At 68.4% G+C, this 26,192-nt stretch carries 20 protein-coding genes; 14 read left to right on the forward strand and 6 right to left on the reverse strand.

Translation table 11 applies throughout. The features are described from left to right. Positions 1-62 precede the first annotated feature (62 nt). The 3 genes from dnaQ to M8R19_RS04565 form a co-directional block, all read right to left on the reverse strand. Positions 63-806, reverse strand: coding sequence for a DNA polymerase III subunit epsilon (gene dnaQ, locus M8R19_RS04555; RefSeq protein WP_074980998.1), 744 nt, complete (start codon positions 804-806; stop codon positions 63-65). 56 nt (positions 807-862) lie between these two features. Next, positions 863-1,309 (reverse strand): ribonuclease HI, encoded by a 447-nt coding sequence (gene rnhA, locus M8R19_RS04560; RefSeq protein WP_109937217.1) that lies wholly within the window; start codon positions 1,307-1,309, stop codon positions 863-865. Positions 1,310-1,378: 69 nt separating this feature from the next. Beyond that, positions 1,379-2,137 carry a class I SAM-dependent methyltransferase gene (locus tag M8R19_RS04565; RefSeq protein ID WP_043315398.1) on the reverse strand — a complete coding sequence of 253 codons (759 nt, stop codon included), beginning with the start codon at positions 2,135-2,137 and terminating at the stop codon, positions 1,379-1,381. 125 nt (positions 2,138-2,262) lie between these two features. On the opposite strand from M8R19_RS04565, the gene gloB reads away from it, so the two are divergent. The 7 genes from gloB (at position 2,263) to fabI (ending at position 11,675) form a co-directional block, all read left to right on the forward strand. Then, the gene (gloB, locus tag M8R19_RS04570; RefSeq protein WP_249917154.1) at positions 2,263-3,042 is read left to right on the forward strand and encodes a hydroxyacylglutathione hydrolase; all 780 of its coding nucleotides are present in this window, start codon (positions 2,263-2,265) and stop codon (positions 3,040-3,042) included. Positions 3,043-3,121: 79 nt separating this feature from the next. Next, positions 3,122-4,729 (forward strand): LysM peptidoglycan-binding domain-containing protein, encoded by a 1,608-nt coding sequence (locus tag M8R19_RS04575; RefSeq protein WP_249917155.1) that lies wholly within the window; start codon positions 3,122-3,124, stop codon positions 4,727-4,729. 568 nt (positions 4,730-5,297) lie between these two features. Continuing rightward, positions 5,298-7,121, forward strand: coding sequence for an extracellular solute-binding protein (locus M8R19_RS04580; RefSeq protein ID WP_249917156.1), 1,824 nt, complete (start codon positions 5,298-5,300; stop codon positions 7,119-7,121). Further along, positions 7,121-8,206 carry a microcin C ABC transporter permease YejB gene (locus M8R19_RS04585; RefSeq protein ID WP_009619104.1) on the forward strand — a complete coding sequence of 362 codons (1,086 nt, stop codon included), beginning with the start codon at positions 7,121-7,123 and terminating at the stop codon, positions 8,204-8,206. Before M8R19_RS04580 ends, M8R19_RS04585 begins: the two co-directional genes overlap by 1 nt. Positions 8,207-8,210: 4 nt before the next feature. Beyond that, a complete protein-coding gene (locus M8R19_RS04590; RefSeq protein WP_074981007.1) occupies positions 8,211-9,230 on the forward strand; it encodes an ABC transporter permease in 1,020 nt (339 codons plus the stop codon). A gap of 1 nt (position 9,231) precedes the next feature. Further along, positions 9,232-10,857 (forward strand): ABC transporter ATP-binding protein, encoded by a 1,626-nt coding sequence (locus M8R19_RS04595; RefSeq protein ID WP_249917157.1) that lies wholly within the window; start codon positions 9,232-9,234, stop codon positions 10,855-10,857. Between the two features lie 20 nt (positions 10,858-10,877). Further along, on the forward strand, positions 10,878-11,675 hold the full coding sequence (gene fabI / locus M8R19_RS04600; protein WP_249917158.1) for an enoyl-ACP reductase FabI: 798 nt from the start codon (positions 10,878-10,880) through the stop codon (positions 11,673-11,675). Positions 11,676-12,310: 635 nt separating this feature from the next. Here fabI and M8R19_RS04605 read toward each other — a convergent pair. Further along, complete coding sequence (locus M8R19_RS04605) at positions 12,311-13,999, reverse strand: DEAD/DEAH box helicase (protein WP_502942790.1); 1,689 nt, start codon at positions 13,997-13,999, stop codon at positions 12,311-12,313. 338 nt (positions 14,000-14,337) lie between these two features. Here M8R19_RS04605 and M8R19_RS04610 point away from each other — a divergent pair, with 338 nt between their 5' ends. The 3 genes from M8R19_RS04610 to M8R19_RS04620 all read left to right on the forward strand — a co-directional run bounded on the left by M8R19_RS04610 (position 14,338) and on the right by M8R19_RS04620 (position 18,606). Beyond that, on the forward strand, positions 14,338-15,129 hold the full coding sequence (locus M8R19_RS04610) for a crotonase/enoyl-CoA hydratase family protein (RefSeq protein WP_249917159.1): 792 nt from the start codon (positions 14,338-14,340) through the stop codon (positions 15,127-15,129). A 338-nt stretch (positions 15,130-15,467) separates the two neighbouring features. Then, positions 15,468-16,868 (forward strand): collagen-like triple helix repeat-containing protein, encoded by a 1,401-nt coding sequence (locus tag M8R19_RS04615; RefSeq protein ID WP_249917160.1) that lies wholly within the window; start codon positions 15,468-15,470, stop codon positions 16,866-16,868. 79 nt (positions 16,869-16,947) lie between these two features. Continuing rightward, positions 16,948-18,606, forward strand: a complete 1,659-nt coding sequence (locus M8R19_RS04620) for a ShlB/FhaC/HecB family hemolysin secretion/activation protein (protein WP_249917161.1) — start codon at positions 16,948-16,950, stop codon at positions 18,604-18,606. Between the two features lie 15 nt (positions 18,607-18,621). On the opposite strand, the gene M8R19_RS04625 is transcribed toward M8R19_RS04620, so the two are convergent. Beyond that, positions 18,622-19,368, reverse strand: a complete 747-nt coding sequence (locus M8R19_RS04625) for a spermidine synthase (protein ID WP_074981023.1) — start codon at positions 19,366-19,368, stop codon at positions 18,622-18,624. Between the two features lie 219 nt (positions 19,369-19,587). On the opposite strand from M8R19_RS04625, the gene M8R19_RS04630 reads away from it, so the two are divergent. After that, on the forward strand, positions 19,588-20,934 hold the full coding sequence (locus tag M8R19_RS04630; RefSeq protein ID WP_249917162.1) for a class II 3-deoxy-7-phosphoheptulonate synthase: 1,347 nt from the start codon (positions 19,588-19,590) through the stop codon (positions 20,932-20,934). A 34-nt stretch (positions 20,935-20,968) separates the two neighbouring features. On the opposite strand, the gene M8R19_RS04635 is transcribed toward M8R19_RS04630, so the two are convergent. Beyond that, positions 20,969-21,445, reverse strand: a complete 477-nt coding sequence (locus M8R19_RS04635) for a DUF1289 domain-containing protein (RefSeq protein WP_116423771.1) — start codon at positions 21,443-21,445, stop codon at positions 20,969-20,971. Between the two features lie 391 nt (positions 21,446-21,836). Here M8R19_RS04635 and acnB point away from each other — a divergent pair, with 391 nt between their 5' ends. The 3 genes from acnB to M8R19_RS04650 all read left to right on the forward strand — a co-directional run bounded on the left by acnB (position 21,837) and on the right by M8R19_RS04650 (position 26,187). Beyond that, positions 21,837-24,446: a bifunctional aconitate hydratase 2/2-methylisocitrate dehydratase gene (gene acnB, locus M8R19_RS04640; protein WP_116423770.1), complete on the forward strand. Its 2,610-nt coding sequence runs from the start codon at positions 21,837-21,839 to the stop codon at positions 24,444-24,446. Between the two features lie 830 nt (positions 24,447-25,276). Continuing rightward, positions 25,277-25,492, forward strand: a complete 216-nt coding sequence (locus M8R19_RS04645; protein WP_116423769.1) for a cysteine-rich CWC family protein — start codon at positions 25,277-25,279, stop codon at positions 25,490-25,492. After that, positions 25,492-26,187, forward strand: a complete 696-nt coding sequence (locus M8R19_RS04650; protein ID WP_249917163.1) for a pseudouridine synthase — start codon at positions 25,492-25,494, stop codon at positions 26,185-26,187. The genes M8R19_RS04645 and M8R19_RS04650 overlap by 1 nt, the downstream gene beginning before the upstream one ends. Positions 26,188-26,192: the final 5 nt, after the last annotated feature.

The following is a 26,192-nucleotide window of genomic DNA, read 5'->3' on the forward strand; positions in this document are numbered from 1 at the left end:
GCCTGAGGCCAAGGGTGAAACGGCGTATAACCGCGAACGGTTATACGCCCTACGCCTGTCGGTTATTCCTGTGCGGCGGGGGCTTCCAGTTGCGCCCACAGCGACGGGCCGCCGGTGGATTTTTCCACCGCGGCGAGGCGCACGGCGTGGGCCGCCAGTTCCTCGTCGCTGGCGCGGATCACCCGGGTCAGCGCGCGGCCGGCCGCCAGGCGGCGGATCGCGCTGGGCTGCGGGCGGCCGCTGCCGTCGCCCTCGGCGCCATGGCCGGCCAGCGACAGGCTGGTCTGGCCACCGGTCATCGCCAGGTAGACGTCGGCGAGAATCTCGGCGTCGAGCAGTGCGCCGTGCAGGTCGCGGCCGGAGTTGTCGACGCCGTAGCGCTTGCACAGGGCGTCGAGGTTGTTGCGCTGCCCCGGGTGGCGCTCGCGGGCCATCATCAGGGTGTCGAGCACCGAGCAGTAGTCGCTGACCTCGGCGCGCTCGCTCTGCCCCAGCAGGGCGAACTCGTTGTTGATGAAGCCGATGTCGAACGCCGCGTTGTGGATGATCAACTGGGCGCCGTGGATGAACTCGAAGAACTCGTCGGCCACCTCGCGGAAGCGCGGCTTGTCCTTGACGTATTCGTTGGTGATGCCGTGGACGGCGATGGCGCCTTCGTCGATCTCGCGATCGGGCTGCAGGTAGACGTGGAAGTGGCGGCCGGTGAGGCGGCGGCCTTCCAGCTCGACGCAGCCGATCTCGATGATCCGGTGGCCATCGGTGACCGGCATGCCGGTGGTTTCGGTATCCAGTACGACGCTGCGCATTTCAGGACCTTGTTGCTTTGACCATGGAGGGCGCCCACGGGCGCCCGTTGCATTATTCAGCGCGGCAGTTCGGCGACGCCGCGGTTGGCGAGCATGTCGGCGCGCTCGTTGCCGGGGTGCCCGGTGTGGCCGCGCACCCACTGCCACTCGACATTATGCCGGTTGACCTGCTCGTCCAGCGCCTGCCACAGGTCGGCATTCTTCACCGGCTGCTTGGCGGCGGTCTTCCAGCCGCGCTTCTTCCAGTTCGGCAGCCATTCCTTGATGCCTTTCATCACGTACTCGGAGTCGGTGACCAGGCGGATCTCGCAGGACCGCTTCAGCGCCGCCAGGGCCATGATGGCCGCCGTCAGCTCCATGCGGTTGTTGGTGGTCTCCGGCTCGCCGCCCCAGAGTTCGCGCTCGGCGCCCTTGTAGAACAGCACCGCGCCCCAGCCACCGCGGCCGGGGTTGCCCTTGCAGGCGCCGTCGGTATAGATGACGACCTTCTCTTCTTCGCTCATATCACCTTCAGTACGGCCCGCGGCGTCCCGCCCCGGGATGGTGGCACGAGGGACTGGCGAAGGCCGTCGCTAGATTTCCGAATCGCGCCGGCTGACCTTGGCCACCGGCAGCGGCACCAGTTGGCCGCGGGCCTCGCGGCGGGCCTGGCGCAACGGCCGCAGGCCGACCACCAGCTTGCGCGCCACCAGCAGGTAGAAGCCGGCGCCGGTGCCCTTGAGGCCCGCGCCCCAGCCTTCCATGCGCGCCAGGCGCGCCTGCCAGACAGCCGAGGCAAGCGGCGGACGATAGCACCCGAAGCGGCGTTTCTCCAGCGCGAAGCCCAGCAGGTTGAGCCAGTCGCAGACGCGCCCGGGGGAAATGCAGCGCGCCCGGCCCAGGCCGTCGGAAGCGAAATAATGCCGCAGGCCCCAGGCGCTGCGCGGGTTGACGCCGATCACCAGCAGGTGCCCGCCGGGGCGCACGCTGCGCGCGGCTTCGCGCAGCAGGCGGTGCGGCGACAGGCAGAAGTCCAGGCCGTGCTGCAGCAGCACCACGTCGGCGGCGTGCTCGCCCAGCGGCCAGGCGCATTCGTCGCAGGCGATCTCCACCCCCGGCAGCGGCGGCCCCAGGCGCACGCCGCGCTGGATGTTGCCGGTGCTCTCCGGCAGTTCGGCGTGCGGGCCGTAGTGCACCAGGTAGCCGCCGAAGTAGCGCTGCAACTCGTCGCAGAGCAGGCGCTGCTCCTCGGCCAGCATCATGGCGCCCAGCGGCCCGGCGAACCAGTCGCGCGCCTCGGCGATCAGCTCCAGCCAGTCGGCATCGGCCTGGGCGAAGGGTTCTCGTTCCATTCTCACCACCCCCTGAAACAGGTTGGCCGTCGCCGCCGGGAGGGCGGTCGACGCCGTTCGGCGAACACAGGACGGCACATTCGCACTACTATGCGCCAACCTATTCCGCTTAGCGACATCCGGCCATGATACAGATCGACGCGCTGCCCGCCTTTTCCGACAACTACATCTGGCTGTTGCAGGATGTGACCACCCGGACCTGCGCGGTGGTCGACCCGGGCGACGCCGCGCCGGTGGAGGCCTGGCTGGCCGCGCACCCGGATTGGCGCCTGACCGACATCCTGGTCACCCACCACCACCAGGACCACGTCGGCGGCGTGGCGCGCCTGAAGCAGGCCAGCGGCGCCCGCGTGCTGGGCCCGGCCGGCGAGCGCATCCCGGCCATCGACCTGGCGCTGCGCGACGGCGAGCGCGTCGAGGTGCTGGGCCTGGGCTTCGAGGTCATCGAGGTGCCCGGCCACACCCTCGGGCACATCGCCTATTACCATGCGGACGCCGACGCGCCCCTGCTGTTCTGCGGCGACACCCTGTTCGCCGGCGGCTGCGGCCGCCTGTTCGAGGGCACCCCGGCGCAGATGCACGCCTCCCTGGGCCGCCTCGCCGCGCTGCCGGGCGCCACCGGCGTGTACTGCGCCCACGAATACACCCTGAGCAACCTGCGCTTCGCCCGCGCGGTGGAGCCCGGCAACGCCGAGCTGGCCGCGCGCTTCGACGAGGTCAGCGCCTGGCGCGAGCGGGGCCGCATCAGCCTGCCCTCCAGCATCGCCCTGGAACGGGCCACCAATCCTTTTTTGCGCACCTCGGAAAACAGCGTGAAAAAAGCCGCCGACGAGCGGAACGGCGGGCCGACAGCCAGCCCCGCAGAGGTTTTTGCGGTCATTCGGCAATGGAAAGATAAATTCTGAGGTCTGGCGAAATCTTGACCACGTCCGGCGCGGTTTCTAGAATCCCCGAAATTTTTACCCTGGACAAAGTCATCCGCCAATGCCGCCAAAGACCAGTAAGACCAGCGATCTAGACGCATTGGCTCGTGCCATACGAGTCTCCGTCCTGCTCGGCGCCGGCGCCCTCGCCGGCTGCCAGACCAGCCAGCACAGCGGCACCGACCAGGACACCCTGACCTATCGCCCCGCCAGCCGCGCGGTGGACGTACAGTTCAACCCGGCCTACGCCGACAGCGACATCTGGCAGCGCATGCGCCACGGCTTCCAGCTACAGGCCGACGCCACCGACACCAACCCGCGCATCGAACGCCAGCGCCTGTGGTTCGTCAGCAACCAGGCCTTCATCGAGCAGGCCTCCGAGCGCGGCAGCCCCTACATGCACTACGTGGTGGAGCGCCTGGAAGAGCGGCAGATGCCGCTGGAACTGGCGCTGCTGCCGATGATCGAGAGCGCCTACAACCCCCTGGCCGTGTCCCGCGCCCAGGCGGTGGGCCTGTGGCAGTTCATCCCCACCACCGGCACCCATTTCAACCTGCGCCAGACCAGCTGGTACGACGGCCGCCGCGACATCAAGGCCTCGACCAACGCGGCGCTGACCTACCTGAACCGCCTGCACGACATGTTCAACGGTGACTGGCTGCTCGCCCTGGCCGCCTACAACGCCGGCGAAGGCACCGTCAGCCGCGCCATCGAGCGCAACCAGAAGCTCGGCCTGCCGACCGACTACTGGAACCTGCCGCTGCCCCAGGAAACCCAGGACTACGTGCCCAAGCTGCTGGCCCTGTCGCAGTTGGTGATGTCGCCGGAAGCCTACGGCATCAACCTCAACCCCATCGCCAACGAATCCTACTTCGCCGCGGTGAAGGTCAAGCCCGGCCTGGACCTGTCGCGCGTCGCGGCGCTGGCCGAACTCGACGAGGACGAGCTGTACCTGCTCAACCCGGCCTTCAAGCGCCGCATCACCATGGACGGCCCGCAGCAGCTGCTGGTGCCCAAGGAGAAGGTAGAACGGCTCAAGGCCGGCCTCGCCTCCCTGCAGCCCCAGGACCTGGTGAGCTGGAAGCAGTACAAGGTGCGCCGCGGCGACAGCCTGCGCAGCATCGCGGCCAAGCACGGCATCAGCGTGGCCGAGCTCAAGAGCAGCAACCGCCTGAGCTCCAACCGCGTGCGCAACGGCCAGGCGCTGCTGATCCCGGCCAAGGGCAGCCGCATGCCGGAACTGGAGCCCGCGCGCCAGGTGGCCAAGGCCGGCGCGACCAAGGCGCCCAGCCTGGCCAACGCCACCCGCAGCTACAAGGTCAAGAGCGGCGACAACCTCTGGCAGATCGCCCGCGCCACCGGCGTCGGCGTCGACGACCTGAAGCGCTGGAACGGCCTGGACAGCCACGGCGTCAAGCCCGGCCAGGTGCTCAAGCTGCAAGGCGCCACCCAGCTGGCATCGCGCAGCGGCGCCAGCGGCAAGGCCAAGCAGCAACAGCAGGAAGCGGCGACCTACTACAAGGTCAAGCAGGGCGATTCCATGTACCTGATCGCCAAGCGCTTCAACGTCGAGATGCAGCACATCAAGCGCTGGAACCCGCGCAGCAGCGCCCATGCGCTCAAGCCGGGGCAGACGCTGACGCTTTATCTCGATACCGCGAGCCGTTGATTTCCCGTCCGGCCCAGCCATGGCGTTGGCGGCAGGCGCGGTGTAGCGGCGTATAACCGCGAACGGTTATACGCCCTACGCCCCTTGCGATGCTCTTCGTAGGATCGAGGGGGACGCCTAGTTCTTGCTCGCGAACCGCATGGCACCGCGTTTGTTCGCGAGCAAGCTCGCTCCTACGAGAATCGTTGCCAACCGGTGATGTAGGAGCGGACTCCGTCCGCGATTGCCGATCCGTTGCAGCAAACCCCGCGGTGGCACTGAAACCCCGCCGGCGCTCCCCGCCCCCGGCAACTTTTTCCCCGAAAGCACGGCCTAAGCATCCGGCCCGAGCTTTTTCCCCGCAATACAAGCTGTTACCGTGGCCCTCTCGGGACGCCCGTGCAAACGCCGGCGCGCCGTCGCCCGCCTTGCCGCGCGTCCGCTGCCGCCCCTTGCACGGGACGGGCCCCAACCAGTACAAACGATGCCAGCCCGAACGCACCTACGAGCAGACCATGCCCAGAATGCCGACCAGCGCCCCTCGCCCCGCACCCGCGCCCACCACCGGATCGGCGGCGGAGCGCCGTCGATGAAGCTCCGCGCCCTCCTCCTGCTCGGCCTGCTCGGCCTGGGCGCCGGCCTGCAGGCCGCGCCGCAACATGCCATCACCCTCTACGACGAGGCGCCGAAATACCCGGCCGGCTACCGCCACTTCAACTTCGTCAACCCCGACGCCCCCAAGGGCGGCACCCTGCGGCTCTCCGACACCGGCGGCTTCGACAGCCTCAACCCGTTCATCCCCAAGGGCAACCCGGCCTCGCAGATCAGCCTCATCTACGACACCCTGACCTTCCACTCCCTCGACGAGCCCTTCACCGAATACGGCCTGCTCGCCGAGAAGATCGAGAAGGACCCCGAGCAGCGCTTCGTGCGCTTCTACCTGCGCCCCCAGGCGCGCTTCAACGACGGCACCCCGGTCACCGCCGACGACGTGGTCTTCACCTTCGAGACGCTGATCAAGCAGGGCGACCCGATGTACCGCAACTACTACGCGGACGTCGACAAGGTGGTGGCCGAGGACAAGCTGCGCGTGCGCTTCGACTTCAAGCGCCCGGGCAACCGCGAGCTGCCGCTGATCCTCGGCCAGCTGCAGATCCTGCCCAAGCACTGGTGGGCCAGCCGCGACTTCGCCAAGACCAGCCTGGAGCCGCCGCTGGGCAGCGGCCCCTACCGCGTCGCCAAGGTCGACCCGGGCCGCTCGATCCGCTACGAGCGGGTCAAGGACTACTGGGCCAAAGACCTGCCGGTGAACCGCGGCTTCAACAACTTCGACGCCGTGGTGGTGGACTCCTACCGCGACCTGACCGTGGCCCTGGAAGCCTTCAAGGCCGGGCAGTTCGACTTCAACGAGGAGCGCATCGCGAAGAACTGGGCCACCGCCTACGACTCGCCGGCGATACGCGACGGCCGCATCGTCCGCCAGGAGCTGCACAACGACAACCCCTGGGGCATGCAGGGCTTCGCCTTCAACATCCGCCGCCCGGTGTTCCAGGACGTGCGGGTGCGCGAGGCCATCAGCCTGCTGTTCGACTTCGAGTGGACCAACAAGCAGCTGTTCTTCGGCTCCTACAAGCGCGACCGCAGCTACTTCGAGAACTCCGAGATGGCCGCCCACGAGCTGCCCGACGCGCAGGAGCTGGCGATCCTCGAACCGCTGCGCGGCAAGTTGCCGCCGCAGGTCTTCGACAAAGTCTACGAGCCGCCGGTCAGCGACGGCAGCGGCATCATCCGCGAGCAGAAGCGCAAGGCCTACAAGCTGCTGCTGGAGGCCGGCTACAAGATCGTCGACGACCGCATGGTCGGCCCCGACGGCAAGCCGCTGAGCTTCGAATTCATGCTGGTGCAGGCCGACTTCCTGCGCGTGCTGCTGCCCTACAAGCGCAACCTCGCCGAACTGGGCATCGACATGCAGATCCGCGTGGTGGACATCTCCCAGTACATCAACCGCCTGCGCTCGCGGGACTTCGACATGATGGTCGCCAGCTGGCCGCAGTCCAACTCGCCGGGCAACGAGCAGCGCGAGTTCTGGCATTCGGCCAGCGCCGACAACCCCGGCAGCCGCAACTTCATCGGCCTGCGCGACGCGGCCATCGACGAGATGGTGGACGGCCTGATCAAGGCCGACTCGCGCGACTCCCTGGTGCGCCACGCCCGCGCCCTGGACCGCGCCCTGCAGTGGGGCCATTACGTGGTGCCCAACTGGTACCTGGACACCTGGCGCCTGGCCTACTGGAACCGCATCGCCCACCCCGCGAAGCTGCCGCCCTACAGCTACGCGCTGATGACCTGGTGGCAGGCCCGCGACAAGGCCGAGCCGACCCAGGCCGCGGCCCAGGCGCAGGAGACCCGCTGATGCTCGCCTACATCCTGCGCCGCCTGCTGCTGATCGTGCCGACGCTGTTCGGCATCCTGCTGATCAACTTCATCATCATCCAGGCCGCCCCCGGCGGGCCGGTGGACCAGATGATCGCCAAGCTCGAAGGCGTCAACGCCGCCGCCGGCGGGGCCACCGGGCGCATCGCCGGCTCCGGCGGCGAGCTGGCCTCCTCCGGCGGCTCGCACTACCGCGGCGGCCAGGGCCTGGACCCGGAGCTGGTGAAGGAGATCGAGCGCATGTACGGCTTCGACAAGCCGGCGCCCGAACGCTTCTGGATCATGCTCAAGAACTACGTGCACCTGGACTTCGGCAGCAGCTTCTTCCGCGACGCCAAGGTCACCGACCTGATCATCGAGAAGCTGCCGGTGTCCATCTCCCTGGGGCTGTGGAGCACCCTGATCATGTACCTGGTGTCCATCCCCCTGGGCATCGCCAAGGCAGTGCGCAACGGCAGCCAGTTCGACATCTGGACCAGCTCGGCGATCATCATCGGCTACGCCATCCCCGCCTTCCTCTTCGCCATCCTGCTGGTAGTGCTGTTCGCCGGCGGCAGCTACTGGGACTGGTTCCCCCTGCGCGGGCTGACCTCCAACGACTTCGACGAACTCAGCACCTTCGGCAAGGTCAAGGACTACTTCTGGCACCTGGCCCTGCCGATCACCGCCCTGGTCATCGGCAACTTCGCCACCATCACCCTGCTGACCAAGAACAGCTTCCTCGACGAGATCGGCAAGCAGTACGTGGTCACCGCCCGCGCCAAGGGCCTGACCGAGCGCCAGGTGCTCTACGGCCACGTGTTCCGCAACGCCATGCTGCTGATCATCGCCGGCCTGCCCTCGGCGCTGCTGGGGGTGTTCTTCACCGGCTCGCTGCTGATCGAGGTGATCTTCTCCCTCGACGGCCTGGGCCTGCTCAGCTTCGAGTCGGCGCTCAACCGCGACTACCCGGTGGTGTTCGGCACCCTGTTCATCTTCACCCTGTTCGGTCTGATCATGAAGCTGGTCAGCGACGTCCTCTACACCCTCGTCGATCCGCGCATCGACTTCGAGAACCGGGAGTGATCCGATGCGCCTGTCCCCGATGAACCAGCGCCGCTGGGCGCGCTTCAAGGCCAACAAGCGCGGCTGGTGGTCGCTGTGGCTGTTCCTCGCGCTGTTCGTGCTGAGCCTGGGCGCCGAGCTGATCGCCAACGACAGGCCGCTGGCGGTGCACTACGACGGCCAGTGGTACTTCCCGGTGCTCAAGCGCTACCCGGAGACCGTGTTCGGCGGCGAATTCCCCCTGGAAGGCAACTACAAGGCGCCCTACATGCGCCAGCAGTTCGCCGAGAAGGACGCCTGGGTGCTCTGGCCGCCGATCACCTACAGCTACGACAGCATCAACTACGACCTGCGCGTACCGGTGCCCTCGGCGCCGAGCCGGGAGAACCTGCTGGGCACCGACGACCAGGCCCGCGACGTGCTGGCGCGGGTGATCTACGGCTTCCGCATCTCGGTGCTGTTCGCCCTGGTGCTGACCCTGCTCAGCTCGCTGATCGGCGTGCTGGTCGGCGCCCTGCAGGGCTTCTACGGCGGCTGGGTCGACCTGCTCGGCCAGCGCTTCCTGGAAATCTGGTCGGGCCTGCCGGTGCTCTACCTGCTGATCATCCTCGCCAGCTTCGTGCAGCCGAACTTCTGGTGGCTGCTGGGCATCATGCTGCTGTTCTCCTGGATGAGCCTGGTGGACGTGGTGCGCGCCGAGTTCCTCCGCGGCCGCAACCTGGAATACGTGCGCGCGGCCCGCGCCCTGGGCATGAAGAACGGCAAGATCATGTTCCGCCACATCCTGCCCAACGCGATGATCTCCACCCTGACCTTCATGCCCTTCATCCTCACCGGCGCCATCGCCACCCTGACCTCCCTGGACTTCCTCGGCTTCGGCCTGCCGGCCGGCTCGCCGTCCCTCGGCGAGCTGGTCGCCCAGGGCAAGTCCAACCTGCAGGCGCCGTGGCTGGGGATCAGCGCCTTCGTGGTGCTGGCGCTGATGCTCAGCCTGCTGGTGTTCATCGGCGAGGCCGCCCGCGATGCCTTCGACCCGAGGAAGTGAGATGAGCCAGAGCGCCCAAGACAACCTGGTGGAAATCCGCGACCTTTGCGTCGACTTCGCCTGCGGCGAGGACACCATCCACGCGGTCGACCAGGTCAGCTTCGACATCCGCCGCGGCGAAACCCTGGCCCTGGTCGGCGAAAGCGGCTCGGGCAAGTCGGTGACCGCCCTCTCCCTCCTGCGCCTGCTGCCCTACCCCACGGCCAGCCATCCCAGCGGCAGCGTCCGCTATTCCGGGCTGGACCTGCTGAAAGCGCCGGAACGCAAGCTGCGCGGCATCCGCGGCAACCGCATCGCCATGGTCTTCCAGGAGCCCATGACCTCGCTGAACCCGCTGCACACCGTGGAGAAGCAGATCGGCGAAGTGCTCGCCCTGCACAAGGGCCTGCAAGGCCAGGCGGCGCGCGCGCGCACCCTCGAACTGCTCGACCTGGTCGGCATCCCCGACCCGGCCACGCGGCTGAAGTCCTACCCCCACGAGCTGTCCGGCGGCCAGCGGCAGCGGGTGATGATCGCCATGGCCCTGGCCAACGAGCCGGAACTGCTGATCGCCGACGAGCCGACCACGGCGCTGGACGTCACCGTGCAGCTGAAAATCCTCGACCTGCTGGCCGAACTGCAGGCGCGCCTGGGCATGGCCCTGCTGCTGATCACCCACGACCTCAACCTGGTGCGGCGCATCGCCCACCGCGTGTGCGTGATGCAGAAGGGCAAGATCGTCGAGCAGGCCGACTGCGAGCAGCTGTTCGAGGCCCCGCAGCACCCCTACACCCGCGAGCTGCTCGGCGCCGAACCCAGCGGCGCGCCGGCGGCCAACCCGCCGGGCGAGGAGCTGCTGAGCGTGCAGGACCTGCGCGTCTGGTTCCCGATCAAGAAGGGCGTGTTCCGCCGCACCGTCGACCACATCAAGGCGGTGGACGGCATCGACTTCAGCCTGCCCCGCGGGCAGACCCTGGGCATCGTCGGCGAAAGCGGCTCGGGCAAGTCCACCCTGGGCCTGGCCATCCTGCGGCTGATCGACAGCCGCGGCGGCATCCGCTTCGAGGGCAACGCCCTGGACGCCATGAACCAGGCCGAGGTGCGCCCGCTGCGCCGCGAGATGCAGGTGGTCTTCCAGGACCCGTACGGCAGCCTCAGCCCGCGCCTGTCGGTGGGCCAGATCGTCGGCGAGGGCCTGGAGATCCACGGCATCTGCGACGAGAAGGAACAGCAGCAGCGGATCATCGACGCGCTGCTGGAAGTCGGCCTGGACCCGCAGGCGCGCCACCGCTACCCCCACGAATTCTCCGGCGGCCAGCGCCAGCGCATCGCCATCGCCCGCGCCCTGGTGCTCAAGCCGGCGCTGATCCTGCTGGACGAGCCGACCTCGGCGCTGGACCGCTCGGTGCAACGCCAGGTGGTCGACCTGCTGCGCCAGCTGCAGGCCAAGTACAACCTCACCTACCTGTTCATCAGCCACGACCTCGCGGTGGTCAAGGCCCTGAGCCACCAGCTGCTGGTGATCCGCCAGGGCAAGGTGGTCGAAGGCGGCCCGGCGCAGGAAATCTTCAGCGCGCCGCAGCATCCCTACACGCAGCAGCTGCTGGAAGCCGCCTTCATGGCCCCGGCGGCTGCGCTTGAAGAATGACCTGCAAGGAAGGAACGAACATGGGTTTTCTAGCCGGTAAACGCGCGCTGATCGTCGGCGTGGCCAGCAAGCTGTCCATCGCCTCGGGCATCGCCGAGGCGATGCACCGCGAAGGCGCGCAGCTCGCCTTCACCTACCAGAACGACAAGCTCAAGGGCCGCGTCGAGGAATTCGCCGCCGGCTGGGGCTCCAGCGCCGAACTGTGCTTCCCCTGCGACGTCGCCAACGATGCCGACATCGAGGCGGTGTTCCGCGAGCTGGGCAAACAGTGGGACGGCCTGGACATCATCGTCCACTCGGTGGGCTTCGCCCCGGGCGACCAACTGGACGGCGACTTCACCAGCGTCACCAGCCGCGACGGCTTCCGCATCGCCCACGACATCAGCGCCTACAGCTTCGTCGCCCTGGCCAAGGCCGGCCGCGAAATGATGAAAGGCCGCAACGGCAGCCTGCTGACCCTCACCTACCTGGGCGCCGAGCGCACCATGCCCAACTACAACGTGATGGGCATGGCCAAGGCCAGCCTGGAAGCCGGCGTGCGCTACCTGGCCGGCAGCCTGGGCCCGGAGGGCACGCGGGTCAACGCGGTGTCCGCCGGCCCGATCCGCACCCTGGCCGCCTCCGGCATCAAGAGCTTCCGCAAGATGCTCGCCGCCAACGAACGCCAGACCCCGCTGCGGCGCAACGTGACCATCGAGGAAGTCGGCAACGCCGCGGCCTTCCTCTGCTCCGACCTGGCCAGCGGCATCAGCGGCGAAATCCTCTACGTCGACGGCGGCTTCAACACCACCGCGATGGGGCCGCTGGAAGACAGCTGAGCAGACGGGCGGGGCGATGGGTATCGCTTCGCTCAACCCATCCTACGGGGGGGAACGCCATGCCTCCCAGCAAACTGTAGGAGCGGGCCCTGCCCGCGATTCGCGCGCAGGGCGCGCTCCTACAGGGGAATGGCACGGATGGGGCGGCGTAGGAGCGGATCTCATCCGCGAATCGCGCCGGAACCTCCGGCCATCGCGGACAAGGTCCGCTCCTACGGGCGAGAACGCCATGCCTCCCAGCAAACTGTAGGAGCGGGCCCTGCCCGCGATTCGCGCGCAGGGCGCGCTCCTACAGGGGAATGGCACGGGTGGGTGGCGTAGGAGCGGATCTTATCCGCGAAGCGCACTGGAACCTCCGGCTATCGCGGACAAGGTCCGCTCCTACGGGGAATACGGTGCCTACCGGCGGCAACTGTCTCGCAGGTTGCACCGAGTGCTCTTCGTAGGAGCGAGCTTGCTCGCGAATGAACCCCGCAGCGGAATCTGTTCGCGAGCAAGCTCGCTCCTACGGGAAGCCGTGCCCGCTCGCATGGTAGTCGCGCAGTCATCCGCCCCCACCATCACGCAAAGAAAAACGCCGCACCCGGTCACCCGGATGCGGCGTTTTCATTCGATCGCGGCGCGTGGCGCGCGGATCAATCCTCGCGGTAGCGGCGCAGGCGCAGGGCCTTGCCGGCGACGCGGGTGTCCTTGAGCTTGCCGAGCAGGCGCTCCAGGCCGTCTTCGGGCAGTTCGATCAGGCTGAAGGTCTCGCGGATCTGGATGCGGCCGATGGCCTCGCGGGACAGGCCGCCCTCGTTGAGGATGGCGCCCAGCAGGTTCTTCGCCGCCACGCCGTCGCGCGCGCCCAGGGCGGTGCGGCAGCGGGCCTTGCCTTCGGCCGGAGCGGCCATCGGGCGGCGCTCGCCGGAACGTTCGCCACGGTCACTGCGCTCACCGCGTTCGCCACGCTCGTAGCGTTCGCTGCGCTCGCGCGGGGCGGCCGGGGTCAGCGGCTGCTCGCGGCGCACCGACTCCAGGTCCAGGGCCTTGCCTTCGGTGAGCTTGGCCAGCAGCACCGCGGACAGGGTTTCGGCATCGGTGCCCAGGCGGCGGCACAGCTCGTCGCGCACGGCGCCACGGCTGGCGACGGCGGTTTCCAGCAGCGGCTGCAGGCTGGAGGCCAGGCGCGCCAGGCGTGCTTCCAGCACGGTGTCGGCGTCGGGCAGGCGCACTTCGCCGACCTTCTGCCCGGTGACGCGCTCGATCACCTGCAACATGCGGCGCTCGCGCGGGGTCACCAGCAGCAGCGCGCGGCCTTCGCGGCCGGCGCGGCCGGTACGGCCGATGCGGTGCACGTAGGACTCGGGGTCGTACGGCATGTCGATGTTCAGCACGTGGGTGATGCGCGCCACGTCCAGGCCGCGGGCGGCCACGTCGGTGGCGATGACGATGTCCAGCGAGCCGTCCTTGAGCGACTCGATGACGCGCTCGCGCTGGGCCTGCGGGATATCGCCGTTCAGCGCGGCGGCGCGGTAGCCCTGGCGCTCGAGCAGCTCGGCGATGTCCAGGGTGGCCTGCTTGGTGCGCACGAAGCCGATCAGCGCGTCGAACTGCTCCACTTCCAGCAGGCGCAGGATGGAGGCGGCCTTCTGGTCGGCATGGACCATCAGATGGACCTGCTCGATGCGCGCCACGGTCTGGGTCTTGGCGGCGATGCGGACGTGCTTGGGTTCTTTCAGGTGGCGTTCGGCGATGCTGCGGATCGAGGCCGGCAGGGTCGCGGAGAACAGCACGGTCTGGCGGCTGGCCGGCATGGCCTCGAAGATCACTTCCAGGTCGTCCATGAAGCCGAGCTTGAGCATCTCGTCGGCCTCGTCGAGGACCAGGCGCTCGACGGTGCCCAGCAGGTTCTCGTCGCGGCGCAGGTGGTCGCACAGGCGGCCGGGGGTGGCCACCAGCACCTGGGCGCCCTGGCGCAGGGCCTTGAGCTGCGGGCCCATGGGCGCGCCGCCGTAGACGGCGACCACGCCGACGCCCGGCATCTGCTTGGAGTAGGTTTCGCAGGCGGTGGCCACCTGCAGGGCCAGTTCGCGGGTCGGCACCAGGATCAGCACCTGGGGTTCGCGGCGCGAGGCCTCGATCTTCGACAGCAGCGGCAGGGCGAAGGCGGCGGTCTTGCCGGTGCCGGTTTGGGCCTGGCCGATCATGTCGTGGCCTTCGAGGATCACCGGGATCGACTGGGCCTGGATGGGCGACGGCTCTTCGTAGCCGACCGCGGCGATGGCGGCGAGAATATTGGGATGAATGCCGAGCGCGGCGAAGCCGCCGGTTTCCTGGGTCATGGGTTTTGCCTCTAAATACATCCGCAAAGACCCAATGGCCGAGCTGCGCATGCCCTGTACGACAGTAGAAGTCACCCAGGCAGCTGGAAGCGGGGATTTGCGAACTGAACTGTTGGAAGAATACGTCAAGGAAGTCCGCGGAAGCGGTAGCACAGACGGAGCGCGAAGCGCCGAAGGGTGCGGTCCCGAACGGGGCCGTGATAGGCCGGCGCGCATCATACCGGAAAAACGCCGCCGATGTGCGGCTTTTCCACTACCGCTGGCCGAACGGTCAAGACTTGCACAACCGGCCACCCGCCGTCTATACCGAGCAGGGCCACCTGCCAGGAGCACGCGCCGTGAACCCTACCAGCGAACCCCGCGTCACCGTCACGCGCCGCGGCCACCTCCTGCTGCTGGGCCTCAACCGGCCGCAGAAGCGCAACGCCTTCGACCAGCGCATGCTCGACGAACTGATGCTGGCCCTGGGCGACTACGAGCGCGACGACGACCTGCGTTGCGCACTGCTCGTCGCCCACGGCGAGCACTTCAGCGCCGGCCTCGACCTGGCCGACGTCAGCCAGCGCCTGCACGACGGCTGGCAGTTGCCAGCCGGCGCCGTCGACCCCTGGGGCACCCTCGGCGGGCCGCGGCTGAGCAAGCCGCTGATGGTCGCCGTGCAGGGCTACTGCTACACCATCGGCATCGAGCTGATGCTGGCGGCGGACATCTGCCTGTGCGCCAGCACCGCCCGCTTCGCCCAGATGGAAGTGCGCCGCGGCCTGCTGCCCCTGGGCGGCGCCACCCTGCGCCTGCCGCAGGTGGCCGGCTGGGGCAACGCCATGCGCTGGCTGCTCAGCGGCGACGAGTTCGATGCCCACGAAGCCTGGCGCCTGGGCCTGGTGCAGGAAATCCACCCGCCGGAAGAACTGCTGCCCGAAGCCCTGAAGCTGGCCGCGCGCATCGCCCGCCGGGCGCCCCTGGCCGTGCGCGCCACCCTGGCCTCGGCGCGGCGCGCCCAGGAACAGGGAACGGCGCAGGCCATCCGCGAGTTGCCGCAACAATTCAAGACCCTGCTGGCCAGCGAGGATGCCCGCGAAGGCTTGCAGTCGCTGCTGGAAAGACGCGAAGGCAACTTCTCCGGCAGCTAGCCCCGGCGCCCCGCCCCGCCCTTCGCGACGACGCCCGCGCGCGCCTTCGCCGCACCCCGGCAAAGCGCTATATCGAAAGTATTAAATCGCCCCGCGAAGGCCGCCAATCGCCTTGAAAGCACCGGTGAATCGCCAGGGCGAAAACGACCAAACGACTATCTACAAGAGGCAATTTCGCCCTCCCGACAAAGCACGAAGACTGTGCCGGAAATCAGGAGAGGCGCTCTTCCCGCTGGCGGATCGAGGCTTCCCCTGAAACACCAGAGCCCGTCAGGGAGGAGCCCAACAAGATGTCTGGTCCCATTCGTGTATTCGCATTGTCTCTTCTGGTCGTTGCCATGTCGCTGCAAGGGTGCAGCAGCAAGGGCGGCCATCACAGCAGTGTCGCCAGCTCCGGAAACGGTTCCGGCCAGGGCGCCGGCGACGGTGGCTCGGGTAGCGGTGGCGATGGCAGCGGTTCCGGCGGTACTGGCGGCAGCGGTGGCGACGGCGGCAATGGCGGCAACAATGGCGGTGATGGCGGCAACAACGGCGGCAGCACCACCTCCAGCACCACCAGCACCATTCTCAGCAACACCGGCGAAGCGGTCAGCGCCCTGGGCAACACCGTCAATGGCGTCGGCGGCGTGGTCAAGGGCATTGACCTGCCGGTGGTCGGCAGCGGCGTGAGCGAAGGCGCCGGCAACGTCATCCAGGACGTCGGCCAGGGCGTGAACAGCCTGGGCAGCGGTATCACCAACGGCATCGGCCAGCTCGGCAGCAATCCCAATGCCCTGGGCACCACGGTCGCCGGCGCCACCGGCACGGTGAGCAGCGTCGGCAACGCGGTCAGCGACCTGGGCGGAACCGTCGCCGCGGTGGGCGCCAACACCCCGCTGAAACCGGTGACCGCCACCCTGGGCGGCGTGGTCGATGGCGTCGGCGGGCAGATCAGCATGCTCGGCGACTCCCTCAGCGGCGCCGTCACCAGCGGCCCGCTCAGCCCGCTGACCAAGCAGCTCAGCGCCACCACCGCCGGCCTGGTCGGCCAGGTCGAGGGCGTGACCCAGCAGGTCGGCGCCACCACCGGCCTGGGCGCGCCGGTGAACAACCTGGTGACCACGGTCGGCGGCCTGGTGGGCCAGGTCGGCACCCAGCTCGGCAGCGCCACGCCGGTCCTCGCACCGGTGGGCAGCGTCGTGACCAACGTCGGCGAAGCCGTGAGCGCGACGGGCGGCCTGGTCAACGCACCGGCCGGCAGCAGCCCCAGCAACCCGATCGGCGGGCTGCTCTCGGGCGTCACCGGCGCCCTGGGCGGCGCTACCGGCAGCAGCAACCCGGTCGGCGGCCTGCTCTCCGGCGTTACCGGCACCCTGAGCGGCGCTACCGGTAGCAGCAACCCGGTCGGTGGTCTGCTCTCCGGCGTCACCGGCACCCTGGGCGGCGTCACCGGCGGCAGCAGTCCGGTCAGCGGCCTGCTCTCCGGCGTCACCGGCACCCTGGGCGGCGTCACCGGCGGCAGCAGCCCGGTCAGCGGCCTGCTCTCCGGCGTCACCGGCACCCTGGGCGGCGTCACTGGTGGCAGCAGCCCGGTCGGTGGCCTGCTCTCCGGCGTCACCGGCACCCTGGGCGGCGTCACCAGCAGCGTCGGCAGCAACGGCCTGGCCAGCAACGGCGGCCTGCTCGGCGGCACCCTGGGCACCGTGGGTGGCCTGCTGGGCGGCGTGACCGGCAGCCTGGGCGGCAAGTCCGGAAACTGACGGCAAGCCCGCCAAAGCGAACGGCGAAGGATCGGCAACGGCCCTTCGCCCTTTCATTTAACGGCTTCAGGGAGAAGCCATGCGCAAGCTGACCGTAGTAACGCTGTTGTTAGCCAGCCCCCTCGCCTGGGCCGACCGCCCCATCCAACTGCCCGGTTCCGACATCGAACAGAGCCTGCCCAGGCCCAACCTGCCCGGCGGCGACGTGCGCCCGCAGGCGCCGCGGGTCAGCACCCCGGCGGCCGCGCAGCCGCAGCAGTTGCTCGAACGGCGCATCCGCCTGCGGCGCATCGAAGTCGCCGGCGGCGGCCACTACCCCATCGCCACCTGGAAGCCCCTGCTGGAGCCGCTGACCCGCCGCGAGATCAAGATCGGCGAACTGGTGGCGGCGGCCAAGGCCATCACCCGGCGCTACCAGGACGACGGCTTCGTCATTTCCTTCGCCTACGTGCCCAACCAGGATTTCCGCGGCGGCGTCGGGCGCATCATGCTGATCGAGGGCCACCTGAGCGAGGTGCGCAGCGCCGGCGACCTGGGCGTGCACCAGGCCCGCGTGGCGCGCTGGATCGAGCGCCTGAAGGCCGAGCGGCCGCTGAGCCGCGCCAGCTTCGAGCGCTTCAGCGTGCTGATGAGCCGGGTTCCCGGCCTGCAGATGGACATGGTCCTCAACCCGCCGACCACCACCGATGGCGGCGCCGTGCTGGAGATGCTCGGCAGGCACGAGATGGTCACCACCGGCGCCGACTTCGACTCGCGCCACGGCAACCCGCGCGGGCTGTTCAACGCCACCCTGGCCTCGCTGCTGGGCCGCGGCGAACAACTGCAGTTCAGCTACCTCTACCCGCCCGGCGACGACAAGGAGCACTACCGCGCCTGGAACTACAGCCAGTTGCTGGGCGACAACGGCCTGCAACTGATGGCCGGCTACAGCCACTACAACGCCAGCCTGGAAGACCGCGTGGTGATCGGCCCGCTGCAGTACGCGCGCAAGCGCGAGAACGAACGGGTCAGCGCCGGCCTGGGCATCCCCGTGCTGCTGCGCCGCAACCTCACCTGGGACGTCAACCTGCGCGCCTACACGGTCGACGACAGCAGCCGCTACGACCTGCTGGCGCCGGCCACGCCCTACAGCGTGAAGCTGCGCAGCAAGTTGCGCGTGGTGGGCGTCGACACCCTGGTCCAGCAGTTCGCCGAGAAGCAGGCACGCGCCGGCAGCCTGGCCGTCTACAAGGGCCTGAACGCCTTCGACGCGCAGAGCACCGCGCCGGCGAAGAAGGACTTCACCCGCGTGCTCGGCTTCGGCGCCCAGCAGAACCAGTTCGGCGAACGCATGCAGGGCGTGGCCAACGTCAGCTTCCAGTGGGCCCACGACAGCCTGCCGGACTCCGAGCAGATCACCTACGGCGGCGCCAACTTCGGCCGCGGCTACCCGGACGACCAGGCCACCGGCGACAAGGGCTGGGGCGCCTCCTACGAGGTGAACTACTCGTTCCTCTGGCAGAACAAGTGGATGAACCAGCTGCAGCCCTACCTGGTGGTGGACGGCGCGCGCACCCACTACAACGCCAACGGCCAGCCCGGCGCCAAGCTCGGCTCCGGCGCCGTCGGGGTGCGCTTCTCCAACCGCAAGCAGTACGTGCTGGGAATGGAAGTGGCCAAACCGTTCGCCGACCGCGCCATCGACAACGACGAGCGCAGCCCGCGGCTCAACCTGACGCTCAGCTACCAGCTCCCCTGAGCGGGCGCCCCGCCGCTACTGCGCGGGGCGCAGCGCGTCGATGTAGACGCCCAGGTCATAGCCCAGGTCGCCCTGCAGGGCCTTGGCGCGCTTTTTCAGCCCGCGCGGCTCCAGGCTCTGCTCGACGTCGGCGGGCACGAAGACGATCACGTTGCCCTCCGGCACCGGGCATTCCAGGTAGTGGCGGTGGAAGCGCCCGCGCAGCAGGGCCGCGCCCAGCGGCCGGCCGTCGTCGGTGCTCCACTGGTTGATGATCAGCCAGCCGCCGGGGCGCAGCTTGTCGCGGCAGGCGCCGAGGAAGTCCCAGCCCAGGTGCGCCGGCGCGGGTCCGGTGTCGGTATAGAGATCGAGGAAGATCAGGTCGGCCGGCTCGCAGTTGCCCAGCTCCTCCACCGCGTCGCCGATGCGCAACCGCAGGCGCGGCTCGTCCACCAGGCCCAGGTGCTCGCGGGCCAGGCGCGGAATCGCCGGGCGCAGCTCGACGGCCTCCGCCTCGTCCAGCGCCAGGTGCTTCAGGCAGGCCTGGGTCAGGCTGCCGGCGCCGAAGCCGAGGAACAGCGCGCGGCGCGGCGCGGGATGGCACAGCGCGCCCAGCAGCATGGCGCGGGAATAGTCGTACTCCAGCCAGGCCGGATCGCCGATGCGCACGCAGCTCTGCTCCACCTCCTCGCCGAACTCCAGGTAGCGGTAGCCGCCCTGCTCCACCACGCGGATCACCCCGTAGGCGTCGCGCTCCTCGGCTATCAGCAGGTCCTCGCTCATGCCCGGCGCCCCCGGCCACGGCAACGGGCGCCAGCGCGCGGCCGGCGATGCGGAAGGGTATTGGAAGGCAGGCTCTGGTACACGCGGGCTCTCCGCAGGGCAAGGACGGCGACGGCCGCGGGCTCATGGAAGGCGAAGGATACCAGCCCCGCCGCGCTGAAGGTGGCCCCGCCCGGTGTTACCATGGGCGACTATCCGCCATTGCCCCGCGAGCCCCCGATGAGCCAGACCTGGAGCCCCGACAGCTGGAGAAGCCGCCCCATCCAGCAGCAACCCGTCTACCCCGACGCCGCGCGCCTGCAGCAGGTCGAGCAGAGCCTCGCCAGCTATCCGCCGCTGGTGTTCGCCGGCGAGGCCCGCGAGTTGCGCCGGCAGTTCGCCGAGGTCACCGCCGGGCGCGCCTTCCTGCTGCAGGGCGGCGACTGCGCCGAGAGCTTCGCCGAATTCTCCGCGGCGAAAATCCGCGACACCTTCAAGGTGCTGCTGCAGATGGCGGTGGTGATGACCTTCGCCGCCGGCTGCCCGGTGGTGAAGGTCGGGCGCATGGCCGGGCAGTTCGCCAAGCCGCGCTCCTCCGGCGAGGAAACCGTGGGCGACCTGACCCTGCCGGCCTACCGCGGCGACATCGTCAACGGCATCGGCTTCGACGAGGCCAACCGCGTGCCGGACCCGCAGCGCCTGCTGCAGGCCTACCACCAGTCCACCGCCACCCTCAACCTGCTGCGCGCCTTCGCCCAGGGCGGCTTCGCCGACCTCCACGAAGTGCACCAGTGGAACCTCGACTTCATCGCCAACTCGGCCCTGGCGGAAAAATACAGCCAGCTCGCCGGGCGCATCGACGAAACCCTCGCCTTCATGCGCGCCTGCGGCCTGGACACGGCCCCGCAACTGCGCGAGGTGAGCTTCTTCACCGCCCACGAGGCGCTGCTGCTGAACTACGAGGAAGCCTTCATCCGCCGCGACAGCCTGACCGGCGGCTGGTACGACTGCTCGGCGCACATGCTCTGGATCGGCGACCGCACCCGCCAGCTGGACGGCGCCCATGTCGAGATGCTGCGCGGGGTGGGCAACCCCATCGGCGTCAAGGTCGGGCCGAGCATGGGCGACGAGGAGCTGCTGCGCCTGATCGACATCCTCAACCCGGACAACGACCCCGGCCGCCTCAACCTGATCGTGCGCATGGGCGCCGACAAGGTCGGCGACGGCCTGCCGCGGCTGATCCGCACCGTGCAGCGCGAAGGCCGCCAGGTGCTGTGGAGCTGCGACCCGATGCACGGCAACACCATCAAGGCCTCCAGCGGCTACAAGACCCGCGACTTCGCGCGCATCCTCGCCGAGGTGCGGCAGTTCTTCGAGGTGCACAAGGCCGAGGGCAGCCACGCCGGCGGCATCCACATCGAGATGACCGGGCAGAACGTCACCGAGTGCATCGGCGGCGCGCGGCCGATCACCGAGGCCGGGCTCAGCGACCGCTACCACACCCACTGCGACCCGCGGCTGAACGCCGACCAGTCGCTGGAGCTGGCCTTCCTCATCGCCGAGACGCTGAAGCAGGCGCGGCGCTGAGCCGACGAACGGCGCCCGCTCAGCGGGCGCCGGTTCAGACGCGCAGGTCCATGCCCTCGCGGAGGAAGCGCGGGGCGATGTAGCGGTCGTAGTGGGCCTCGGAAAGCAGGAAGAACTCTCGGTCGATGGCGTCGCGCAGCTCCGGCAGCGGCCGCTCGCGGAACTCCGGCAGCAGGGCCACGCCGTAGGCATCGAGGTTCTGGATCAGCCGCGAGCCGCGGGCGATCAGCTGGTAGGCCCAGCAGTACGGCGACTGCTCGGGGACGAAGCGGACCTGCCGCTGCTCCAGCTGGGCGCGCAGGCGCGGCGCATCGAACACCTCCAGCTTGGCCACCATCACCTGCACCAGCAGCACTTCCAGGCGCTTCCACACCGCGCGCTTCTCCTCCTCGCCGTACAGGTTCCAGTTCACCACCTCGTGATGGAAGCGCTTGCAGCCGCGGCACACGAGGTCGCCGTAGACGGTGGAACAGAGGCCGACACAGGGGGTCTTGATGCGCTGGGAGGACATGGCGGAACGGCTTCGGGACAACGGGGGACGGGCGTCATCTTAGCCCTTTGTCTAGGCAAGATCACCTTCCGCATCGGCGCAATGGCGCTTACTTTCAGCAATGAATTCCAGTAGAATCGGCCCGCCTTTCACAAGGCGCAATGCCCGTTCGAAGCTGTTTTCAAAGCGTCACGAAGCACAGATTCCGGCGGCCTCGCGGCCTGGGCGCCTCCCTCAAGCGCCCAGTCCCCCTCGTCCCAGGCCCTCCGGCGTAAAACTTTGAAAACAGCTTCTGTCTGGAGGCTGCCGGTGCCGTCGTAGGTCCGTGGATTACCGTCCACCATGCCTGACGAATGGATCGGTGAGGTCTCCTGGATACGCGTCCCACGGGACCACTGATGAGGGAAATACTGTGCTTGAAGCCTACCGCAAACACGTAGAAGAGCGTGCCGCCCAGGGTATCGTGCCCCAGCCGCTGAACGCCGAACAGACCGCAGGTCTGGTCGAACTCCTGAAAAACCCGCCGGCCGGCGAAGAAGAATTCCTCCTCGACCTGATCACCAACCGCGTCCCGCCGGGCGTCGACGAAGCTGCCTACGTCAAGGCCGGCTACCTGTCCGCCGTGGTCAAGGGCGAAGCCGCTTCGCCGCTGATCGACCGCAAGCGCGCCCTCGAACTGCTCGGCACCATGCAGGGCGGCTACAACATCGCCACTCTGGTCGAAGCCCTCGACGACGCCGAACTGGCCGAAGTCGCCGCCGCGCAACTGAAGCACACCCTGCTGATGTTCGACGCCTTCCACGACGTTTCCGAACGCGCCAAGAAAGGCAACGCCGCCGCCAAGGCCGTGCTGCAATCCTGGGCCGACGGCGAGTGGTTCCAGGCCCGTCCGGCACTGGCCGAGAAGATCACCCTGACCGTGTTCAAGGTGCCCGGCGAAACCAACACCGACGACCTGTCCCCGGCGCCCGACGCCTGGTCGCGCCCGGACATCCCGCTGCACGCCCTGGCCATGCTGAAGATGGCCCGCGACGGCATCGAGCCGGTCCAGCCGGGCTCCGTCGGCCCGCTGAAGCAGATCGAAGCGGTCAAGGCCAAGGGCTTCCCGGTCGCCTACGTCGGCGACGTGGTCGGCACCGGCTCCTCGCGTAAATCCGCCACCAACTCGGTGCTGTGGTTCTTCGGCGACGACATCCCCTACGTGCCGAACAAGCGCGCTGGCGGCTTCTGCTTCGGCACCAAGATCGCCCCGATCTTCTACAACACCATGGAAGACGCCGGCGCCCTGCCGATCGAGTTCGACTGCACCAACCTGGCCATGGGCGACGTCATCGACGTGTACCCGTACGAAGGCAAGGTCACCCGCCACGACAGCGGCGAAGTGGTCACCACCTTCGAGCTGAAGACCCCCGTGCTGCTGGACGAAGTCCGCGCCGGCGGCCGTATCCCGCTGATCGTCGGCCGTGGCCTGACCGAGAAGGCGCGCGCCGAACTGGGCCTGGCCCCGTCCGACCTGTTCAAGAAGCCGGAATCCCCCGCCGACACCGGCAAGGGCTTCACCCTGGCGCAGAAGATGGTCGGTCGCGCCTGCGGCCTGCCGGAAGGCAAGGGCGTGCGTCCGGGCACCTACTGCGAACCGAAGATGACCACCGTCGGTTCCCAGGACACCACCGGCCCGATGACCCGCGACGAGCTGAAGGACCTGGCCTGCCTGGGCTTCTCCGCCGACCTGGTGATGCAGTCCTTCTGCCACACCGCGGCCTATCCGAAGCCGATCGACGTCAAGACCCACCACACCCTGCCGGACTTCATCATGACCCGCGGCGGCGTGTCCCTGCGTCCGGGCGACGGCATCATCCACAGCTGGCTGAACCGCATGCTGCTGCCCGACACCGTCGGCACCGGCGGCGACTCGCACACCCGCTTCCCGATCGGCATCAGCTTCCCGGCCGGTTCCGGCCTGGTGGCCTTCGCCGCTGCCACTGGCGTCATGCCGCTGGACATGCCCGAATCGGTACTGGTGCGCTTCAAGGGCAAGCTGCAACCGGGCATCACCCTGCGTGACCTGGTCCATGCCATCCCCTACTACGCCATCCAGGCCGGCCTGCTGACCGTCGAGAAGAAAGGCAAGAAGAACATCTTCTCCGGCCGCATCCTCGAGATCGAAGGCCTGAACGACCTGACCGTCGAGCAAGCCTTCGAGCTGTCCGACGCCTCGGCCGAACGTTCCGCCGCCGGTTGCACCATCAAGCTGCCGGAAGAGGCCATCGCCGAATACCTGAAGTCGAACATCACCCTGCTGCGCTGGATGATCGGCGAAGGCTACGGCGACGCCCGCACCCTGGAGCGCCGCGCCAAAGCGATGGAAGCCTGGCTGGCCAACCCGCAACTGCTGGAAGCCGACAAGGACGCCGAATACGCCGCGGTCATCGAGATCGACCTGGCCGACGTCAAAGAGCCGGTGCTCTGCGCCCCGAACGATCCGGACGACGCCCGCCTGCTGTCCAGCGTGCAAGGCCGCAAGATCGACGAGGTGTTCATCGGTTCGTGCATGACCAACATCGGTCACTTCCGCGCCGCCGGCAAGCTGCTGGACAAGGTCAAGGGCGGCATTCCGACCCGTCTGTGGCTGGCCCCGCCGACCAAGATGGACGCCCACCAGCTGACCGAGGAAGGCTACTACGGCATCTACGGCAAGGCTGGCGCGCGCATGGAAATGCCGGGCTGCTCGCTGTGCATGGGCAACCAGGCGCGCGTACAGACCGGTTCCACCGTGGTCTCCACCTCCACCCGTAACTTCCCGAACCGCCTGGGCGATTCCACCGACGTGTTCCTGGCGTCGGCGGAGCTGGCCGCTGTGGCTTCGATCATCGGCAAGCTGCCGACCGTCGAGGAGTACATGGCCTACGCGAAGGATATCGACAGCATGTCTGCCGATATCTACCGCTACCTGAGCTTCGACCAGATCGCCGAGTTCAAGGAAGCTGCTGCGAACGCCAAGATTCCGGTCGTTCAAGCCTAAGCCTTTCGGCGTGAGGAAAGCCCTGGCCGGTACGGTGGGGCTTTCAAAGGAATGCCGTTTCTTCCCCTGGGAGAAACGGCATTTTTCATTTGGGATGGGGGTATGGATTTGCTTGCTTGCGGGGCTTGGTCCCTCGCACCCAACCTCCCCCCCCCCCCCGTCATTCCCGCGAACGCGGGAACCCAGAGACGTCTTGTTTGGGTGTAACGCGCCGCACCGAGTCTGCGGAGATTTTTTGTTTCGCCCCCTCGGGCGAGTCCCTTTTGTCAAACGGTGGAAGGCCACCCCCGCAAAAAGGAACCAAAAAGGCTTGCCCCGCATACGGGCCCGACAGAGTCGGGCTACCCTCACGAACTCCCCCGCCACGGAGGCCCGCCCCGAGGGTACGTCCCTGTAGCCCGCGGGGCTCTCGCGACATCCATGTCGCATGACCTCCTGAGCGCGGGTTTCGCTCGGCCTTCTGAAGGGGCACTCCGGTGCGCTCGGCTATTTCTCTGGAAGTCCAAGAGCAAACGCGCTTTTGCTTTTGCTTTTGCTTTTGCTTTTGCTTTTCGTAGGAGCGAGCTTGCTCGCGAACCGCCCGTCACTGGATTCCCGCATTCGCGGGAATGACGGGGTGAGGTGAGTTGCTTCAGGATGACTCTGGAGTTTCCGGCGACTCCGAACAGCCCCCTCTCCCGCTTGCGGGAGAGGGTTGGGGTGAGGGCGCTCTTAACCCCAACACCTCCACCCCCAGCAAACCCCATTCACACCCCCCAAGCATCCGATTCCCCTTGCACCCCAGCGCCACCCGCTGCACCCTGTGCTCCAGCAAAGCACCGACCCGCACCATGACCGACACCCCCGATCCCACCCGTTGCCCCCTCTGCGGCCAGCGCAACAGCTGCAGCCAGGCCGACCCGGACGCCGACGGGACGCTCTGCTGGTGCTTCCAGACGCGCATCGACCCCGCCGCCCTGGCCCGCGTCCCCTCACACCTGCTCGACCGCGCCTGCCTGTGCCCGCGCTGCGCGCAGAGCCTGCCGCCCGACGACGAATCCGCCTGATGCGCCTGGACCGCTTCCTCACCAACCTGCCCCGCTTCAGCCGCCAGGATGCGCGCCTGCTGCTGGCTGCCGGACGCCTGAAGGTGGACGGCGAGGTAGTCCGCGACGGCCGCCACGAGGTGCGCGAGTTCAGCCGCGTGGAGCTGGACGGCGAGGTGCTGCAGGCCGGCCGCCCGGCGCGCTACTTCATGCTGCACAAGCCCGCCGGTTGCGTCAGCGCCACCCGGGACCCGGAACACCGTACCGTGCTCGACCTGCTCGACGAACCGGACAAGCACGAGCTGCACATCGGCGGGCGGCTGGACTTCAACACCACCGGGCTGCTGCTGATCACCAACGACGGCCAGTGGTCGCGGCGCATGACCCTGCCCGGGCGCAAGCTGCCCAAGGTCTACTACGTGGAGACCGAGCAGCCGATCGAGGCCCACTACGCCGAAGTCTTCGCCCGCGGCCTGTACTTCCGCTACGAGGACCTCACCACCCTCCCCGCGCAGCTGGAGATCCTCGCCCCGCGCGCGGCGCGCCTGACTCTCCACGAAGGCCGCTACCACCAGGTCAAGCGCATGTTCGGGCACTTCCAGAACAAGGTCACCCGCCTGCACCGCGAACGCATGGGCGGCCTGGCCCTGGACCCGCAGCTGGCACCGGGCCAGTACCGCGCCCTGAGCGCCGCCGAGCTGGCCGCGCTGGACTGAGGCCT

It is taken from the genome of Pseudomonas sp. R3.Fl (genome assembly GCF_023516765.1).
Lineage (GTDB): Bacteria > Pseudomonadota > Gammaproteobacteria > Pseudomonadales > Pseudomonadaceae > Pseudomonas > Pseudomonas citronellolis.